General features: G+C 58.6%; 16 protein-coding genes. 5 read left to right on the plus strand and 11 right to left on the minus strand.

The genetic code is table 11. The features are described 5' to 3' along the window. Positions 1 to 33: 33 nt before the first annotated feature. The 4 genes from IEI95_RS25185 to IEI95_RS25200 form a co-directional block, all read right to left on the minus strand. Positions 34 to 1,662 (minus strand): terminase large subunit, encoded by a 1,629-nt coding sequence (locus IEI95_RS25185; protein WP_194417157.1) that lies wholly within the window; start codon positions 1,660 to 1,662, stop codon positions 34 to 36. Further along, a complete protein-coding gene (locus tag IEI95_RS25190; RefSeq protein WP_194417158.1) occupies positions 1,662 to 2,093 on the minus strand; it encodes an HNH endonuclease in 432 nt (143 codons plus the stop codon). Before IEI95_RS25190 ends, IEI95_RS25185 begins: the two co-directional genes overlap by 1 nt. Beyond that, the gene (locus tag IEI95_RS25195) at positions 2,086 to 2,814 is read right to left on the minus strand and encodes a hypothetical protein (protein ID WP_194417159.1); all 729 of its coding nucleotides are present in this window, start codon (positions 2,812 to 2,814) and stop codon (positions 2,086 to 2,088) included. Before IEI95_RS25195 ends, IEI95_RS25190 begins: the two co-directional genes overlap by 8 nt. Before the next feature lie 333 nt (positions 2,815 to 3,147). After that, positions 3,148 to 3,633, minus strand: coding sequence for a MarR family winged helix-turn-helix transcriptional regulator (locus IEI95_RS25200; protein WP_156532463.1), 486 nt, complete (start codon positions 3,631 to 3,633; stop codon positions 3,148 to 3,150). A gap of 61 nt (positions 3,634 to 3,694) precedes the next feature. On the opposite strand from IEI95_RS25200, the gene IEI95_RS25205 reads away from it, so the two are divergent. Both IEI95_RS25205 and IEI95_RS25210 read left to right on the plus strand, forming a co-directional pair. Beyond that, a complete protein-coding gene (locus IEI95_RS25205) occupies positions 3,695 to 4,651 on the plus strand; it encodes a quinone oxidoreductase family protein (protein WP_194417160.1) in 957 nt (318 codons plus the stop codon). 155 nt (positions 4,652 to 4,806) lie between these two features. Further along, a complete protein-coding gene (locus tag IEI95_RS25210) occupies positions 4,807 to 5,319 on the plus strand; it encodes a hypothetical protein (protein WP_194417161.1) in 513 nt (170 codons plus the stop codon). Between the two features lie 16 nt (positions 5,320 to 5,335). Here the strand turns inward: IEI95_RS25210 and pncB are convergent, their stop codons facing one another. From pncB to IEI95_RS25245, 7 genes are all read right to left on the minus strand, one after another. After that, complete coding sequence (gene pncB / locus IEI95_RS25215) at positions 5,336 to 6,640, minus strand: nicotinate phosphoribosyltransferase (protein ID WP_156532464.1); 1,305 nt, start codon at positions 6,638 to 6,640, stop codon at positions 5,336 to 5,338. Between the two features lie 200 nt (positions 6,641 to 6,840). Beyond that, a complete protein-coding gene (locus IEI95_RS25220) occupies positions 6,841 to 7,122 on the minus strand; it encodes a hypothetical protein (RefSeq protein ID WP_012654689.1) in 282 nt (93 codons plus the stop codon). Positions 7,123 to 7,204: 82 nt separating this feature from the next. Next, positions 7,205 to 8,167 (minus strand): 2-hydroxyacid dehydrogenase, encoded by a 963-nt coding sequence (locus tag IEI95_RS25225; RefSeq protein WP_156532465.1) that lies wholly within the window; start codon positions 8,165 to 8,167, stop codon positions 7,205 to 7,207. A 27-nt stretch (positions 8,168 to 8,194) separates the two neighbouring features. Further along, complete coding sequence (locus IEI95_RS25230; protein WP_194417162.1) at positions 8,195 to 9,823, minus strand: ABC transporter ATP-binding protein; 1,629 nt, start codon at positions 9,821 to 9,823, stop codon at positions 8,195 to 8,197. Beyond that, entirely contained in the window at positions 9,820 to 10,956 is a 1,137-nt protein-coding gene (locus IEI95_RS25235; protein ID WP_070147529.1) for an ABC transporter permease, read from the minus strand. The genes IEI95_RS25230 and IEI95_RS25235 overlap by 4 nt, the downstream gene beginning before the upstream one ends. After that, positions 10,956 to 12,047 carry a microcin C ABC transporter permease YejB gene (locus IEI95_RS25240; protein WP_012654685.1) on the minus strand — a complete coding sequence of 364 codons (1,092 nt, stop codon included), beginning with the start codon at positions 12,045 to 12,047 and terminating at the stop codon, positions 10,956 to 10,958. Before IEI95_RS25240 ends, IEI95_RS25235 begins: the two co-directional genes overlap by 1 nt. Positions 12,048 to 12,218: 171 nt before the next feature. Then, a complete protein-coding gene (locus IEI95_RS25245) occupies positions 12,219 to 14,114 on the minus strand; it encodes an extracellular solute-binding protein (RefSeq protein ID WP_194417163.1) in 1,896 nt (631 codons plus the stop codon). A 287-nt stretch (positions 14,115 to 14,401) separates the two neighbouring features. Between IEI95_RS25245 and mepA the strand changes: the two genes are divergently transcribed. The 3 genes from mepA (at position 14,402) to IEI95_RS25260 (ending at position 16,946) form a co-directional block, all read left to right on the plus strand. Further along, complete coding sequence (gene mepA / locus IEI95_RS25250) at positions 14,402 to 15,412, plus strand: penicillin-insensitive murein endopeptidase (RefSeq protein ID WP_194417364.1); 1,011 nt, start codon at positions 14,402 to 14,404, stop codon at positions 15,410 to 15,412. An 83-nt stretch (positions 15,413 to 15,495) separates the two neighbouring features. Beyond that, the gene (locus IEI95_RS25255; protein ID WP_156537858.1) at positions 15,496 to 15,876 is read left to right on the plus strand and encodes a methylglyoxal synthase; all 381 of its coding nucleotides are present in this window, start codon (positions 15,496 to 15,498) and stop codon (positions 15,874 to 15,876) included. 47 nt (positions 15,877 to 15,923) lie between these two features. Continuing rightward, the gene (locus tag IEI95_RS25260; protein WP_012654681.1) at positions 15,924 to 16,946 is read left to right on the plus strand and encodes a glucokinase; all 1,023 of its coding nucleotides are present in this window, start codon (positions 15,924 to 15,926) and stop codon (positions 16,944 to 16,946) included. The last annotated feature ends 29 nt before the right edge of the window (positions 16,947 to 16,975 follow it).

A 16,975-nucleotide genomic window follows, 5' to 3' on the forward strand; every position in this document is an offset into this window, starting at 1 on the left:
CCAATGCGAAAGCTAGGGTGGGCCTCAATCATTTTAATCACCCACCGCATCCAGAACCCAAGCCGGAAGCACCTCCGGCTCATGACGCCCACTGACCTGTAACGCCATCGCCAAGGCCACTAGCCCATCAATGCGGCCGGTGGCCTTGCTCTTGTCCAGCTTCCGGCTTCCGGCCGGATCACGGGTAACGACGGCATTGGACGAACACATGTTCAGCACCGGATTGCCGCTATGGCGCAAAAGCTGTTCGGCCACATTGCGCTCCAGCGTATCCACGGCCGGCGACATATCCTTATAGCCCTGCCCGAAGGGCTCCAGCGGCACGGTGCCGCCAAACAGGCCAAGCTCGCGCTTCAAATCCTCGATCCGCCAACGGTCATAGGCGACCGTGCGCAGATCATAGGTTTGCGCCGCCTGCATGATGGCTTGCGCGACAAAGCCGGGATCGATGGTGGAGCCGGGAATAAGCGTGATGAAGCCTTGCCGCGCCCAGAGATCGTAAGGCACGCGGTCTTCATTGGAGCGCTCGACAATATTGGCTTCCGGCATGAAGAACTGGCAAACCACATCGAAGCGCCGCCCCTCCTGCGGAAACACCAGCACAAAGGCCGTGAGATCGCGGGAGCCGGAGAGATCAAGCCCGCCGTAGCATTCGCGACCAGTGAGGCCGGCGAGGTCCACCGCGCCATTGCAGTGGTCCCATTCGGCCTTATGGATAAAGCGCGACACGGCGGACACCCGCTGATTGAGGATCAGGTTGCGAAAGGCGCTTTCCTTTGACGGCACAAGCCGGGCTTGGGAGGCTTGGCGCTCCACGTCTTCCAGGGAGCGGAAATCGGCCAGCGCCGGGTTGGCAGCGATCCAGGCCTCGCGGCTCCAGGGATCGGCATCAGCAGGCGCGGCGTACAGCGTCAGGTGAAAGCTCGGATCATCGATATCGCCGGAATTGACGCGGGTGCCGTAGTCGATCAGCTCGGAAAATACATGATGGTCGGCGGCGGCCTGGGTGGAAATGCAGATCATTAGCGGGTTGTCGCGCGCCCCCGTGGCCGTATCCAGCGCGTCAAACAGGTCGCGGTTTGGCGCGCTTCCAAGCTCATCATAGACCACGAAGGACGGTGACAGGCCCATTTTAGACCCGGCATCCGCCGACAGCGCCGCATAGATCGACCCCGCGCCGTCGCCGGTCAGCACCTCGATCTGCTTGTTGAACTGGATGATATTGGCGCGGTCATCCAGTTCCGGGTGCTCGTTAAGAATGGCGCGCATTTCCTGAAACAGCTTGGCGGCCTGATCCCGCGTCAGGGCTGCGGAATAAACCTCGCCACGCGGCTCCGCTTCCGGCCCCATCAGGTGGCAAAGGGCGAGGCCAGCCGCAAGCTGGGTCTTGCCGTTCTTGCGGGCCATGGACAGCACCGCTGTGCGGATCGGGCGGCGGCCTTCGCCGTTCTCGGCATAGACCGCCTCGATAAATTCGCACTGCCAGGACCGCAACGTCATTTTCGACCCGGCCAGTTTGCCCGCCGTGATCGGCAAGTCTTCCAGAAAGGCAATCACCCGGCCCGCACGGGACAAGCCCGGCGCATTCCAGGGCAAGACTTCGCGCACTTCGACCTTGCCGCGCTGAGAAAGCGCCTTCGCTCCAATACCCCGAGTAGCCATTATGAAAATCCTATTTCGTCATTTTTTTCAGAGGCTTGCTCCTCCGAAACTAAGTATATTCCCATCTGGGACGTCGGTCCGGGCGCGGTCTCGTTCTGGCGATTTGATCCGCCCCCACCCCTATGCCAGGCGTCCGAACGATCAACCGGATTGCCCGATGCATCGAACCCTTTGACCTTCCGAGCGAACGGCTTCCGGTGTTTGCGGTCATTCGCCGCCGTCTTCTCGTTGTGGCAACGCTCACACATCGAGGCCAGGCCATCGAGCGGTGGGAACGGATCGCCACCAGCATTGATCGGCGTCACATGGTCCACCGCCTTGGCAATGGTGACTTGCCCGCGCAGGCCGCACGGCTCGCACGTTGGCACGGCCGTCAGCTTCGCCAGGCGCAGCTTTTGCCATTGGGTAGTGTTGTAGGGCCATTTAGCCATTGCCGCGCCCTCGGTGGCCGTTGTTGCCCGCTACAGGGCTGCTCTCTCCCTCTCCCAAGCCCATGCAGCGCTTGCGGCTAGCGCCGTCCTGTCGGCTCTTGCACTGCCGAGAGTTATTGATTTTATCTTGGTTCTTCGTGGGGTGGAAATCTTTGAACCCTGTCTGTCTGGCCAGCGAAGGCCCGCGCTTAAGCCAGGTCATCCATTCAGCCGAGACGATCCGCACAAGGTTGGTGAGGTTCTTCTGTCCCTTGCGTGGTCGCGGCTCCACAGAGAGGTGTCCAAGGGCGCGGGCTTCCCTGATAGCGTTCTGCACGGTGGTACGGCTCACGCCCGCCACAGCGGCGATACGGTCAAGCGCAAGATCACACAGCCCGTGGTGCTTCACCTCGCCGGCAATCACCGTCAGCGCGGCGCGTTCGCCTTCCGTATAGTGATGGCGGATGGTGTCGGGCATCCCGCTTGATCCGCCTAGCTTGCGCTTGCGGCCCATCGAGGCGGCCCGATCAGGCGACCGTTGCCACTTGCGGCCGACAAGGCGCTGCATCCTGCGAAGATGCGGGCTTAGGAGATTGACGGTCGTCGGCTGCTTGGAGGCCGGTTGCGTCGGCATGGTGCCCGTCAGATAGCCATTCATGATGGCGATATCAGATGGCGACATTTTCGGACGGCTGGCAAGATTGCGGGCAAGCGCCGCCGAAATCGGAAACGCTTCACTCATGGGCGGCCACCATAGGCCAGCGCATGCGCCCGCTTTCCCGCGTCTATAGCCTCAAGATTGCCGAGAGAGAAACGGTCTTTGAGGACCGCAATAACGTTGCTTCCTAGCTCGTGGCGATGCTGAGAAAGCCAGAGTGCGGCCGTCTCGATCCGGTTAGGAATTGCGCCGTTTTCTTCAATATTTTCAATAGCACCGGTCGGCAGGGTGGACGGGTTAGCGGATTGATTTTGCGCTGTATCCGCATAACCTCCCTGTCCGCCATTGTCACTCCATGTTCATTGCTAGGACGCTCGTCAATGAGCCTCTTTTGGTGAAACTGGATGATAGTCCCAATCAGGGATCGATCACCGGCTCTTCCTTCACGGCATCTGCAAACTTCCGTGTCAATCGCACGAGATCTTCGATATCTCGCTCTTCCCAGGTGGCGAAAATGGCGTGGCCGATTTTTTCGCGGGCTGTGTCGACAAGGTCGGTCATTGCCTTGCCTTTCGCAGTAATAACAGCCTCGCGTATGCGGCGATCGGCTGTACTGGCGCGACGCTCCACAAGGCCGAGGTTTTCAAGCTTGGCCACCTGCCTGCTGACGGTGGTATAATCGCGCCCATTGCGGTCGGCAAGCTCCACCACACCGATAGGGCCGAATCTCTCTATATTGACAAGCAATGGAAACAGCGCCCGATCCAGAGGGATGCCAGCTGCCTTGATCAGGATTTCATCGCGCTGCGGGCGGTTCATCACAGCCACGATATCGAGCAGGGACATATGAAGCGTACGAAGGCGCTCATCATTGTGTGTATTTTGCACGCTTTTTATTGACATCGATGAGATCTCCATTTATGTGCATATTACACATTAAATCTCCCATGAAAAGGAAGAGACCGTGAAAGCCGCTATTGTATACGGAGCCAAACAGACGCCTCTTTATGGCGACTTTGAAGAACCTGTTGCGCAGACGGGCGAAACCCTCATCACGGTCTCGGCCGCAGCGCTTAGCCATCTCGTTAAAAGTCGTGCTTCCGGCACGCATTACAGCTCATCGGGAAGCTTCCCCTTTATTACCGGAATAGATGGCGTCGGGCGTAAAGAGAATGGGGAGCGAGTTTATTTCGCCCTGCCGAAAGCACCATTTGGTAGCATGGCCGAGAAGACTGTCGTTGCCTCCGTCCAATGCCTTGCCGTACCCGACGATCTGGACGACATCACTGCCGCCGCAATCGTCAATCCAGGCATGTCGTCATGGATGGCTTATCGTGAAAGAGCAAAGTTGATTGCTGGAGAGACCGTGCTGATCAATGGCGCAACAGGCATTGCTGGACGGCTTGCCGTGCAGATTGCCAAGCATCTCGGTGCGAAAAAAGTCATCGCCACGGGACGAAATCCGCAGGCTCTGCAATCGCTGTCAGCGCTTGGTGCAGACGTGACAATTTCCCTGTTGCAAGATGAGGAGGCTCTGGCGGCAAGTTTCAAAGCGCAGTTTGCAGACGGAGTGAATGTCGTTCTGGATTATCTTTGGGGTCAGAGCGCGGAATTATTGCTTGACGCGGCGGCAAAGGCCAATGCCGTGCCTCTTCGCTTTGTCCAGGTTGGCGCTGTCAGCGGAGGTCAAATCTCACTACCAGCTGCCGTGTTACGATCCTCCGCCATCGAGCTCATGGGAAGCGGTATCGGCAGTGTACCAAGGAACCGAATGATCCAGACGATCGGTGAATTGCTTCAGGCGGCAAGGCCCGCAGGATTAAAGATCGCGACAGCACCGGTGGCCCTCTCAAAAGTGCAGGAGATTTGGGACACTGACGACAGCACGGTACGCACCGTCTTAACGACGGGTGCGCTATAAACGGCTATCCTGTCAAACCGGCTTGCCCTGCACCCCGCTGAGACAGCCACAGCCACGCCGAACCCTGTCATTCAACGATGACAAACCCGCTTTCCAGCTCGCCTTACGGTCTGAACCCGGATACACCGCTTCGAAAAAGCAGTGGTGATCGGACGATGGCGAAAGCAGAAAAACAGATGAAAGCTGCGGAGGTCGAGCGTCTCCGCGCAATGTTTCCCGGCATTTACAGTGATTTTTTAGCGGGCCGTATTGGTTCTCTGCGGGTCGCGCTTGAAGTGGCGGGGCTGCGGCCGCAACGCAGCCGGTTGGAGAAGCTGAAAAACTCCTGGAAAAAGGCGAGTTTGGAGGAGCGACGGGCGTTTATCGCCTGGCTGGCGGCCCAGGAAAATGGCGAGGCACTGGAAAGCGCTGTGTCGCGGTCAACCATGTCCGTGCAAAAATCTGCCGCCAGCCCGATTGCCAATGGCCGCTATCTCTTGCCGGAGACGATTATCCGCATTGAAACGATCATGGCGCGGCGGCGGCTGAAGCCGGGCGAGGTGATGCAGGAACTCGGTTTTGGCGCCAATGACAGGAGCCTGTTAAAGGCTCTGGCACGCAAAGCCGCATTGAGGCTGAAAGCCATCGCGGCGCTCGAAAGCTGGCTCGCCGAAAACGAAATTTCCTGACCCTTCGACGCAGGCTTTACACCTTGACGGCGTGCTCCACACGGTCCTCGGACCCGAAGAATTTCAGGTAGCGTTCGACTTCGGCGGGTTCGCCCGTTGCCTTCAAGGGATTGTCGGAGAGTTTGACGGCGGGACGGCCATTGGCTTCGGTGATCTTGCAGACGATGGAAATCGGCTTCAGCCCGGCAATGTCATGGGGTGCGCAGCCGATGAAATCATTGGTAAGGTTGGTGCCCCAGCCAAAACTCATTCGCACCCGGCCTTCAAAATGACGGTACGTGTCGATGATGGCGTCCACATCCAGCCCATCGGAAAAGATCAACAGTTTCTGGCGCGGATCGCGGCCCATTTTTTCCCACCAGGCGATGATTCTCTCACCGCCCTCAATCGGTGGGGCGCTGTCGGGACGAAAACCCGTCCAATCCGCCACCCACGGTGGCGCATCGCGCAGGAAAGCCGAGGTGCCGAAGGCATCGGGCAAAACGATCAGCAAATTGCCGTTGTAGAGCGTGTTCCAGTCCTGAAGCACCTTATAGGGTGCGTTAGCCAGTTCGGCATTGGTCTTCGCTAGGGCTGCGGCCACCATCGGCAATTCATGAGCATTGGTGCCGACGGCTTCCAGGTCCGAATCCATAGCCAGCAATACATTGCTGGTGCCGGTAAAGGCTTCGCCAATGCCTTCCTTCAGGGCTTCCACACACCATCTTTGCCACAGGAAGCTGTGGCGACGACGGGTGCCGAAATCGGAAATCCGCAGACCCGGCAATTGCTTCAGCCGCTCGACCTTTTCCCACATCTTCGCCTTGGCACGGGCATAGATAACGTCAAGCGTAAAATAACCGAGCGATTTTAGCGCAGCCCGCGACCGCAATTCATTGATGATTGCCAAGGCCGGGATTTCCCACAGCGTGGTTTCCATCCATCGCCCCCGGAAGGTCAGTTCATATTGGCCGTCGCGCTTGGAAAGCTCGTAGGGCGGCAGACGGATTGTTGACAGCCAGGCCAGAAATTCCGGCTCAAAAATCTGGGTGCGGCCGTAAAAACTATTGCCAGCCAGCCAGATCAGTTCTTTTTTGCTGATGCCAATCGTGCGGACGTGGTCGAGCTGGGCGCGCAATTCCGCTTCGTCGATCTCGTCGGCAATCCGCACCCTTGTCGTGCGGTTGATCAGCGTGAATGTCACATCGACATCTGGATAGAGCTTCCAGATCATCTGCAACATCAATAGTTTATAGAAATCGGTATCGAGCAGGCTGCGCACGATAGGGTCGAGCTTCCAGGCATGGTTATACACCCGCCGTGCAATATCCGCCTTTGCCATTCGTCCTCGCCGCCTGCCATCGGCCTGATTTTGGCCGCACCATTTCGACCATAGCCTTATGGCTCTGGTCTTTTCAGGGCCAACCTTATCGAAAAAACTGTGACCAAAGTCCAGTGGCCGGGAACTTCATTATTGTCCTACCGCACCCGCCCCCGCCATCAGGGCCCCGTCTATAGCCATCACGGCCCTGTCTTTCGCCATCAGGGGGTGGTGCTTGGTTGGCTCGGCTGCTGGGGAGCGGTGGTCGGGCGCGTCGTTTCTGTGGCCGGATCGGTCGAGGGTGCAATTTTCTGGCCCCACCATTCCGCTGGAATCCACGCAACCAGCGCCAGAACCAGTCCGGCCAGCAGTACGATCAGGACAGGTTTACCGCGAAAGCCCTGTCGCGCCTCGGTCGGCTCCAGCGGGCGTTCTGCTCCCGGCGTTTCGGGCGTCGTATTCAAGTTTCTATCAGCGGGGTCGAAATTGCCTGGACCTGCCATGCGGAGAGCCTCCATCTGTTTTATACGCATAAGCGTAAACACTTATGAAGGCCAACGTACCGACACGGCAAAGGTTCCGGGATCAGTAGCCCGCAGACCGGTCCACGACATGCTCCAGTGCCTCACCCGCCTCAAACCGGGCAATCTGCGTCTCCACATGGGCAAACAGCGCCCGCACATCCGATGCCGCTGCGGCATGAGGGGTCAGGACGACATTCTCCATGGCCCATAGCGGGCTATCCATCGCCAGCGGTTCTTTTTCAAAGACATCAAGCGATGCGCCACCCAACACGCCCTTCTGCAACGCGGCGATGACGTCTGCTTCCACCTGGCTTCCACCGCGACCGGCATTGAGAAACACCGGCTTGCCCAGCGCTCCGCCCTGTCGCAGCCGCGAAAACAGGCTGCTATCGTAGAGGCCCCGGGTTTCCGGAGTCAGCGGCAGGAGGCCGACCAGGATATCGGTGCGGGCCAGGAACGCATCGATATGGGCCTCGTCATAGGTGTCGATCCCGTCGATCTCGCGCCTGCGCCGCGACCAGCCGATCACGTCAAATCCCATAACCTTCAGTTTGCGCGCCGCATCCTGGCCCAGAACACCCAGTCCCATGACGCCGACGGTGATATCGCGGGCTTCCGGCTGGAGATCCAGTTCATTCCAGACCTTATCGCGCTGCTGCCTGAGATATTGGCCCATATGGCGCAAGTGATAGAGACAGTTCAGCACCACCCATTCGCTCATCCGGTCCGTCAGGCTGCGGTCAACAAAGCGCACGATCGGCAAGTCGGGAAGTCCCGGCAGGGTCAGGACGTGATCGACACCGGCGCCACCGGAAAACAGCACTTTGAGACCCGAAGCGCGGGTAAACAGCGATGGCTCCGGCTTCCACAAAACCGCATAGGCTGCCGCCGACAGGTCCCTGCCAGCGTTCTCGGGATCACCGAGATCGATCACCTCACGATCCGGAAAGGCCCCGGCCAGCGCTGCCTGCATGGCGGCGCGTGAAAACTTGAGGTCAATCACCACGGGAGGCTTGGGGGACATGCGGGGGCATCCTTGCAGAAGGCTAAATTATTGGCTGACACCACCGATATTCATGGCCTTGAGGTCGAATGCGGCAGCAAGAAGGGCCTTGGTATAATCCTGTTTCGGCGCGGTGAAAACCTCCTGCGCCGGTCCCTGCTCGACAACTTTTCCTGATCGCATGACGATGATGTCATTGGCCAGCGCCTTCACCACTTTCAGGTCGTGGCTGATGAACAGATAGGCGAGGTCATGGCGGCTCTGCAAATCGCGCAACAGATCCACCACCTGCGCCTGCACGGTCATGTCCAGCGCCGAGGTCGGCTCATCCAGCATGACGAAGCGCGGTTTCAGCACCATGGCACGGGCAATGGCAATACGCTGCCGCTGGCCACCGGAAAACTCATGCGGATAGCGCCAGCGGGTGGTGATATCCAGCCCGACTTCCTCCAGCGCCCAGCAGACCCGCCTGTCGCGCTCTGCTGCCGTGAGGCTCCGTTCATGCACTCGCAGGCCTTCGGCAATGATGTCACCCACCGACATGCGTGGGCTGAGCGCCCCGAACGGGTCCTGGAACACCACCTGCAAACGGTCGCGCAGCGGGCGCATCTGCTTGAATGAATAGCCATCGATATTCTCGCCGAGAAAGCCAATCCGACCCTCGGACGAGATCAGCCGGGCCAGCGCCAGCCCCAGCGTGGTCTTGCCGGAGCCGGATTCACCGACCACGCCAAGCGTCTGTCCGGCGCGCAGCGTCAGATCGACACCGTCCACGGCCTTCACATTGTCCACCACCCGGCGCAAAAATCCGGCCTTGATCGGGAACCAGACACGGATCTGCTGGCCTTCCATCACGACCGGCTTTGCCAGATCGGTTTCCGGCGGAACACCGCGCGGCTCGGATGCCAGCAATTTCCTTGTATAGGCATGTTGCGGATCAGCGAAAATTGCCTCAACCGGGCCGCTCTCAACGATTTTACCGCCGGTCATCACACAAACGCGGTCGGCAAATTTACGGACAATGCCGAGATCATGGGTGATGAACAGCATCGACATGCCATGCTCACGCTTCAGCCCGGCCAGAAGCTCCAGAATCTGCGCCTGTACCGTCACATCCAGCGCCGTGGTCGGCTCATCGGCTACCAGCAGCTTTGGCCGGTTGGCAAGCGCCATGGCAATCATCACCCGCTGACGCTGGCCGCCGGACAGTTCATGCGGAAAGGCCGAAAGCCGTTTTTCCGGCTCGCGGATGCCGACCTGAAGCAGCAGTTCCAGCGTCCGCTTGCGGGCGGCGTCACCGGTCAGCGACTGGTGGAGCTCCAGGATCTCGCCAATCTGCTGCTCGATGCTGTGCAGCGGGTTGAGCGAGGTCATCGGCTCCTGGAAAATCATCGTGATGTCATTGCCCCGCACCGCCCGCAAAGCCGGTTCCGACAGGGTCATCAGATCCCGCCCGTCAAACAGGATCTGGCCGGAGGGATGGCTGGCAGCGGGATAGGGCAGGAGTTTGAGGATCGAGGCTGCCGAAACCGATTTACCGGAGCCGGATTCGCCGACCAGCGCCAGGATTTCGCCCGGTGCGATATCGAAGCTGACGTGATCGACAGCAAGGCTCTGGCTTTCGCCCTGATGAAAAGCCACTGACAGATCGCGGACGGAGAGAAGAGGCGCGCTCATTTGAAGGTCTTCCTCGGATCGAAGGCATCGCGCACCGCCTCGCCGACGAAAATCAGCAGGGACAGCATGATCGCCATGGTGAAGAAGGCCGTCAGCCCCAGCCAGGGCGCTTGCAGATTGCGCTTGCCCTGGGCAATCAGCTCACCCAGCGAGGGCGAACCGGGCGGCATGCCGAGACCGAGGAAATCCAGCGAAGTCAGGGTGGTGATCGATCCCGACAGGATGAAGGGCAGGAAGGTCAAGGTCGCCACCATGGCATTGGGCAGCAGATGGCGGCGCATGATCGTCCAATTGCCAACCCCAAGCGCCCGGGCGGCGTTGACATATTCGAAATTTCTGGCCCGCAGAAACTCCGCCCGCACGATGCCGACGAAATGCACCCAGGTGAACAGCAGCATGATGCCCAGCAGAATGAAGAAGCCCGGCGGCAGCAGCGAGGCGATGATCAGCAGGATATAAAGCAGTGGGATCGATGACCAGATCTCGATGAACCGTTGCATCAACAGATCGGTCTTGCCGCCGAAATAGCCTTGCACCGCACCGGCGGACACGCCGATCACGGCGGAAATCATCGTCAGCGCCAGGCCGAACAGTACGGAAATCCGGAATCCGTAAATCATCCGCGCCATGACATCGCGGGCCTGATCGTCGGTGCCAAGCCAGTTCATGTTGCCGAGAATGCAATTCGGATCATCCGCACCCTGGGGGTAAGCCGAGCAACGCTGCTTGGCATCCATCAGCCAGAAGGGCGGCGTCGGGGCCGATTGCGGGATTTCCGAATTCACCGTGCGATAGGAATAGCGGATCGGTGGCCAGATCATCCAGCCATGGGCGTTGATTTCGTCCGAGACGAAGCTTGAGCGATAATCGGTAACAGCCAGAAAACCACCAAACTTTTCCTCTGGATAATTGATGGCGACCGGAAACAGGATCTCGCCCTTGTAGGAGGCGATGATCGGCCGGTCATTGGCGATCAACTCGGCGCAGAGGCTCAGTCCGAACAAAACCATGAAGATCCAGAAGGACCAGGAGCCGCGCCGGTTGGCCTTGAAATTCTCCAGACGGCGGCGGTTGATCGGGGTCAGGAACGGCTTTTTCGGCGGCTTGGCCAAGTGTTCGGGAACGGCTGCCATCAGACATCCCTCCGGTCAAAATCAATGCGGGGATCAATCCAGGTATAGATCAAATCCGAGACAAGGCTGACCACGAGGCCCAGCAGCGAGAAGATATAAAGCGTGGCAAACACAATCGGATAATCGCGGTTGATGATCGACAGATAGCCGAGACGCCCCAGGCCATCCAGTGAGAAGATATTCTCGATCAGCAACGAACCGGTGAAGAAGGCCGAGACGAAAGCGCCGGGAATACCGGCAATGACGATCAGCATGGCATTGCGAAACACATGGCCATAGAGCACCCGATGCTCGCTGAGACCCTTGGCGCGGGCCGTTACCACATATTGCTTCTTGATCTCGTCAATGAAGGAATTCTTGGTGAGCAGCGTCGTGGTGGCAAAGGCCGAAAGCAGCAATGCGGTCAGCGGCAGGGTCAGGTGCCAGAAATAATCGAGGATCTTCTGCCACCAGCTGAGATCGGCGAAATTATCAGAGGTCAGGCCACGCAGCGGAAACCAATTGTAGAAGGAGCCACCGGCAAACAGCACGATTAGCAGAATGCCGAATAGAAAGCCCGGCACGGCATAGCCGACCACGACGATGCCGGAGGTCCAGACATCGAAGGTCGAGCCGTCCTTGACGGCTTTGCGGATACCGAGTGGTATGGAAATCGCATAGGACAGCAAGAGAACCCAGACGCCGAGCGAGATCGACACCGGCATTTTCTCGACAATCAGGTCGATCACCGAGGTGTTGCGGAAGAAGCTCTCGCCGAAATCGAAACGGATATAATTCCACATCATGTCGAGAAACCGGGTAAGCGGCGGCTTGTCGAAGCCGAACTGCTTTTCCAGTTTCTTGATCAGGTCCGGGTCCAGCCCCTGGGCACCGCGATAGTTCGAGCCGCCATCACCCATGCCGCCCTGGCTGACGATATCGCCACCGCCAGAAAGCCGCTGGTCGGCGCTGTCACCCTGGCCGCTCAACTGCGCCACCACCTGTTCCACCGGACCGCCGGGAGCAAACTGGATGACCAGGAAGGAAATGCCCATGATGCCGACCATGGTCGGGATCATCAACAGCAGGCGGCGCAGGATATAGGCGCCCATCAGCAGAACGCTCCCGTGTTCACCATGCCATCACGTTTTGCCAATCCATCCGTCCTTTATTGCTCTTGCCGTAGTTTGGGGCGCTGATTCGCCGTGCCTATTGGTAGCGGCTGAAATGCGGCCTGCAAAGCAGCTGTCACTGCCTATGCCGCCGCACGATCCCACCTAGGGTTAGTTCGAGGCTTGCTTTGCCCACCAGATGTCGGGGAAGCCGCTTGAAAATTCCGGCAGATTTTGCGGATGCGCAAACTTGTCCCAATAGGCAAACCACACCTCACCGCGCGTGTAAGACGGCACGACGTAAGCGCCAGCCAGCAGCATCCTGTCGAGGGCGTGGACGGTAGCGATCAAAGTGTCGCGGTCTTTCGCAAAGATAATCTGGTCGACCAAGGCATCGATACCCGGGTTTTTAATGCCGGCATAATTGCGCGAAGCGGTGGTGTCGGCACTGGCCGACCCCCAGTAATCGCGCTGCTCATTGCCGGGATTGGTGGATTGCGCCGCAACATAATAGATGGCGTCATAATCGAAGCTACGCAACCGGCTGGTGAATTGGGAGGAATCGACGCTTCGGACATTGACCTCGATGCCGATTTTTCTCAGATTATTGGAATAGGGCAATGCCACCCGCTCGATGAGCGGACCATCCAGCAAAATTTCGAACGTGAACGGTTTGCCGGTCGCCTTGGAGACCATCCGGTTGCCGCGCAATTCGTAGCCTGCCTTGGCGAAAAGCGAAATAGCCATGCGCAGATTGTCACGCTGCTTTGAGGGGTCTCCATTGACCGGATTTTTATAGACCGTGGAGAACACCTCCGGCGACACATATTGCTTGATCCCGTTCAGGATCTCCAACTCCTTACCATCAGGCAAGCCGCTGGAGGCCAGGTCATTGCCATAGAAATAGCTGTCGATTCGCTTGTAGAGCCCGAAAAACGCCGTGCGGTTCAGCTCCTCGAAATCGAAAGCGTAGTTCAGCGCCTTGCGGACATTCACATCCTTGAACTGCTCCCGCCGCGTATTGAGGAAGAAGCCCATCATCAAGCCGGCTTTGCGGTAATCGTTCGGGATCTGCTCGCGCTTGATCCTGCCTTGGACGGCAGCCGGAAAATCGTAGGACTTGGTCCAGCGCATGGCGGAATTTTCAAGCCACAGATCGGTCGCGCCAGAACGGAAACCTTCGAATGCGACATTGATATCGGTATAATAGGTGTAGGATATACTGCGGAAATTATTGTAGCCGATGTTGACGTTGATATCCTTGCCCCAATAGTCATCCCGCAATTCGTAGCGCACCGATCCACCTGGCGAAAACCCGGCGATGCGATAGGGACCAGATCCCATGATCGGCTCAAGCGTTGTCTTGGAGATATCACGCGGCTTTCCATCGGGGCCTTGGGCTTGCCACCAATGCTTTGGAACGACGTCGAGTTGCCCGACAATCGAAGGCAGTTCCTTGTTGCCTTTCTGATCGAACGTGAATGTGACTTCCCGTTCACCGGTCTTTTCGGCCTTCACAACATGATTATAATAGATCGCAGCCGCAGGATTGAGCTGCTTGACGGCATCGAAACTGAAAACAACATCATCCGGGGTGACTGGCTGGCCATCCGCCCATTTGGCCTCGCGCCGCAGCCTAAATTTCACATAGGAAACGTCATCGGGATAGGCGAGCGCCTCCGCCAGAAGACCATAGCTGACGCCATCCTCATCAAGCGAGGATTTGAGCAGGGTTTCGGTCACAAGCGATGCACCAGGGGGCGACGATAGCAGCACCTGGACACCATCTGCCAACTGCCCCTTGCCCGCGATCGGATTGAACGTATCGAAGGTGCTGCCGAACGACGACAGTTTCAACTCACCCGCCTTCGGCGCATCCGGATTGACATAGTCGAAGCGTTGAAAACCCTCGGGATATTTCGGAGCGTCGATCAAGCCGATGGCGTGGCGCCATTGGGGTTCCTCTGCGAAAGCCTGGGTGGTCAAGCTCTGTGCGGCGCAAAGACCCAGAAGCAATGGCCCCAAAAACAATGCGCGTATTTTTGCCCCGGCGCGGATGACAGCCATGAATTACCCCTCGAATTTCGTCAGCATGACCGACAATGTCTTTCCATGCATGATTTTCCACATTCCTGACGGAGAAGGATAACCATGCAGTGGTGATTTGGCTGACAAGATAAGACAAAACCGGGCGAAAGACAGGCTTTGGCACACAAACCCACACAAACTCTCCGGTTTTGAGGAGTGCCGGGTTTCACTTTTGCCTGACAAACCCTAGTTTGATTGCCATGTATATGGATGATTCCGCAAGGATGAGGTGAAATTTGACGAGACGATCAACGGTGCTGCGGGCGATGACAGCCGGGCTGGCGGTTCTTTCATTCGGGCTCGACATGGCCATGGCCGGGCCGGATCAGCCGGCAAAACTCGCCTTTCCCCAGGAAACCCTTCCCAATGCAGGGCCATCCACGCCCTATGGTTCCTATGCGCGAGGCTGCATGAGCGGAGCGGTCGCCCTGCCGACGGATGGGCCGAATTGGCAGGCCATGCGGCTGTCGCGCAATCGCCGCTGGGGCAATCCGGCAATGATCCAGACCATCGAGCAATTGTCGCGGGATGCGCCGAAGATTGGTTGGCCGGGCCTGTTGGTCGGCGATATCGCCCAGCCGCGCGGCGGGCCGATGGCCAATGGCCATGCCTCCCACCAGATCGGGTTGGACGCCGATATCTGGCTAACCCCGATGCCTGCAAAACGCCTGAGCGTGCAGCAGCGCGAGGATCTGCCCTTTACCTCGATGATCCTGAAGGACAAGTTCCTGACGATCAATCCTCAGACCTGGACACAGACCCATGCCCGCCTGCTGATGCTGGCGGCAAGCTATCCGCAGGTGGAGCGGCTGTTCGTCAATCCGACCATCAAGAAGAAACTCTGCGAAAGCTGGACGGGCGACCGAACCAATATGGGCAAGATCCGTCCGATCTATGGCCATGACGCCCATTTCCATATCCGGCTTTCCTGCCCGCCCGGTGCCGCTGGTTGCAAGCCGCAAGCACCTGTTGCCCCCGGCGACGGCTGCGATAAATCGCTGGCCTGGTGGTTTACCAAGGAACCCTGGGAACAGAAGAAACGCGACCCGAATGCCAAGCCCCCACCGCCGCCACGCCCCGTGATGGTTTCAGACCTGCCCAAGGCCTGCGCCGCCGTGCTGGAGGCTCCGGCTGTCGCCAGCGAGAAACAGGCGACCTTTGGCGGCGCCAAGGCCTATGTCAGTCCGGGTGCTGCCGCGGTGAAAGCCTCAACGGCCACCCCTGATGATGCCAACCTGCCCAGCGAGGACGTTCCATCACCGGTACCGCGCCCCTAAGATCAGGCGGGGGCGGCTTTTCAATTCCCCGCCGCTTGGTATAAGAGATCCGCAAATCGATTTAAACGCTCAGGGGAGAACCAATGGCTGAGCGCCAGAAGATTGCGCTGATCGCGCATGACAAGATGAAGGACCAGATGGCGGCGTTCGCTCACCACCATCAGAGTTTTCTTGAGCAATGGCAGATCGTCGCCACCGGCACGACCGGCGCCCGGGTGCAGGACGCCTGCCCGAAACTGGACGTTATCAGGATGAAAAGCGGCCCTCTGGGCGGCGACCAGCAGATCGGTGCGATGATTGCCCAGGAAGAGGTCGCCATGCTGATCTTCTTCGTCGATCCCCTTACCCCCATGCCTCACGATGTCGATGTCAAGGCGCTGATGCGACTGGCCATTCTTTACGATACACCGATGGCGCTCAACCGGGCAACGGCTGACCGCCTTCTGCCCGTCATCGCCGAATAAGACCACACCGGACCATTAAAGCCGCGCGACCAGAAATGGATTTTTCAATGCCAAAACCTCATGACAATGATCACATGCCCTTTCCGGTTCTTGTCGGCGATATCGGCGGCACCAATGCCCGCTTCTGGATTCTCATGGATGCCCATGCTGCGCCCAAGGAATTTGCCAATATTCACACGGCGGATTTCCCGACCATCGACCAGGCCATTCAGGATTGCATTCTCGACAAATCCGGCTTCCAGCCGCGCTCGGCCATTCTGGCTGTGGCCGGGCCGATCAAGGATGACGAAATCCCGCTGACCAATTGCCCCTGGGTCATTCGCCCCAAGGCGATGATTGCCGATCTCGGCTTTGACGACGTGCTTGTTGTCAATGATTTCGAAGCGCAGGCGCTGGCTGCTGCCTCACTGGGACGCAACGACCGCGAACCGATCGGTCCCCTGACCGAAACCTCGCTGAATTCCCGCGTCATTCTGGGACCTGGCACCGGGCTGGGTGTTGGCGGTCTGCTTTATACCCATCATACCTGGTTTCCGGTTCCCGGCGAAGGTGGCCATGTGGATATCGGACCGCGCAGTGACCGGGATTGGCAGATTTTTCCGCATATCGAACGGATCGAAGGCCGGATTTCCGGCGAGCAGATCCTGTGCGGGCGAGGCATCCTACATCTCTACAATGCCATCTGCGCTGCCGATGGCATTGAGCCTGTATGGACCGATCCCGCCGATGTGACCCAGCATGCCCTGAAGGGTAATGATCCGGTCTGCGTGGAAACCATGACACTGTTCGTGACCTATCTTGGCCGGATTGCCGGTGATATGGCTCTGGTTTTCATGGCCCGTGGCGGCGTTTTCCTATCCGGCGGCATTTCGCAAAAGATTATCCCCTTGCTGAAGAGCCCGGTCTTCCGGGCCGCTTTCGAGGACAAGGCCCCGCATACGGAAATGATGAAGACCATTCCCACCTTTGTCGCCATTCACCCGCAGGCCGCCCTTTCAGGGCTGGCAGCCTATGCCCGCACCCCGTCGAGCTATGGCGTGAAGCATGAAGGACGTCGCTGGCAGCGTTGATTGCGTCGCGCATTGCTCTATGGTCAAAA

The organism is Agrobacterium vitis (assembly GCF_014926405.1).
GTDB lineage: Bacteria > Pseudomonadota > Alphaproteobacteria > Rhizobiales > Rhizobiaceae > Allorhizobium > Allorhizobium vitis_H.

What these genes read in the sequence shown, in the direction of transcription:
- IEI95_RS25225 (WP_156532465.1), bottom strand. Translation starts at nt 8,167, where the DNA reads ATGTCCCCCAAGCCTCCCGTGGTGATTGACCTCAAGTTTTCACGCGCC.
- mepA (WP_194417364.1), top strand. Translation starts at nt 14,402, where the DNA reads ATGACAGCCGGGCTGGCGGTTCTTTCATTCGGGCTCGACATGGCCATG.
- IEI95_RS25245 (WP_194417163.1), bottom strand. Translation starts at nt 14,114, where the DNA reads ATGGCTGTCATCCGCGCCGGGGCAAAAATACGCGCATTGTTTTTGGGG.
- IEI95_RS25255 (WP_156537858.1), top strand. Translation starts at nt 15,496, where the DNA reads ATGGCTGAGCGCCAGAAGATTGCGCTGATCGCGCATGACAAGATGAAG.
- pncB (WP_156532464.1), bottom strand. Translation starts at nt 6,640, where the DNA reads ATGGCAAAGGCGGATATTGCACGGCGGGTGTATAACCATGCCTGGAAG.
- IEI95_RS25210 (WP_194417161.1), top strand. Translation starts at nt 4,807, where the DNA reads ATGGCGAAAGCAGAAAAACAGATGAAAGCTGCGGAGGTCGAGCGTCTC.
- IEI95_RS25200 (WP_156532463.1), bottom strand. Translation starts at nt 3,633, where the DNA reads ATGTCAATAAAAAGCGTGCAAAATACACACAATGATGAGCGCCTTCGT.
- IEI95_RS25220 (WP_012654689.1), bottom strand. Translation starts at nt 7,122, where the DNA reads ATGGCAGGTCCAGGCAATTTCGACCCCGCTGATAGAAACTTGAATACG.
- IEI95_RS25235 (WP_070147529.1), bottom strand. Translation starts at nt 10,956, where the DNA reads ATGGCAGCCGTTCCCGAACACTTGGCCAAGCCGCCGAAAAAGCCGTTC.
- IEI95_RS25185 (WP_194417157.1), bottom strand. Translation starts at nt 1,662, where the DNA reads ATGGCTACTCGGGGTATTGGAGCGAAGGCGCTTTCTCAGCGCGGCAAG.
- IEI95_RS25240 (WP_012654685.1), bottom strand. Translation starts at nt 12,047, where the DNA reads ATGGGCGCCTATATCCTGCGCCGCCTGCTGTTGATGATCCCGACCATG.
- IEI95_RS25190 (WP_194417158.1), bottom strand. Translation starts at nt 2,093, where the DNA reads ATGGCTAAATGGCCCTACAACACTACCCAATGGCAAAAGCTGCGCCTG.
- IEI95_RS25195 (WP_194417159.1), bottom strand. Translation starts at nt 2,814, where the DNA reads ATGAGTGAAGCGTTTCCGATTTCGGCGGCGCTTGCCCGCAATCTTGCC.
- IEI95_RS25260 (WP_012654681.1), top strand. Translation starts at nt 15,924, where the DNA reads ATGCCAAAACCTCATGACAATGATCACATGCCCTTTCCGGTTCTTGTC.
- IEI95_RS25230 (WP_194417162.1), bottom strand. Translation starts at nt 9,823, where the DNA reads ATGAGCGCGCCTCTTCTCTCCGTCCGCGATCTGTCAGTGGCTTTTCAT.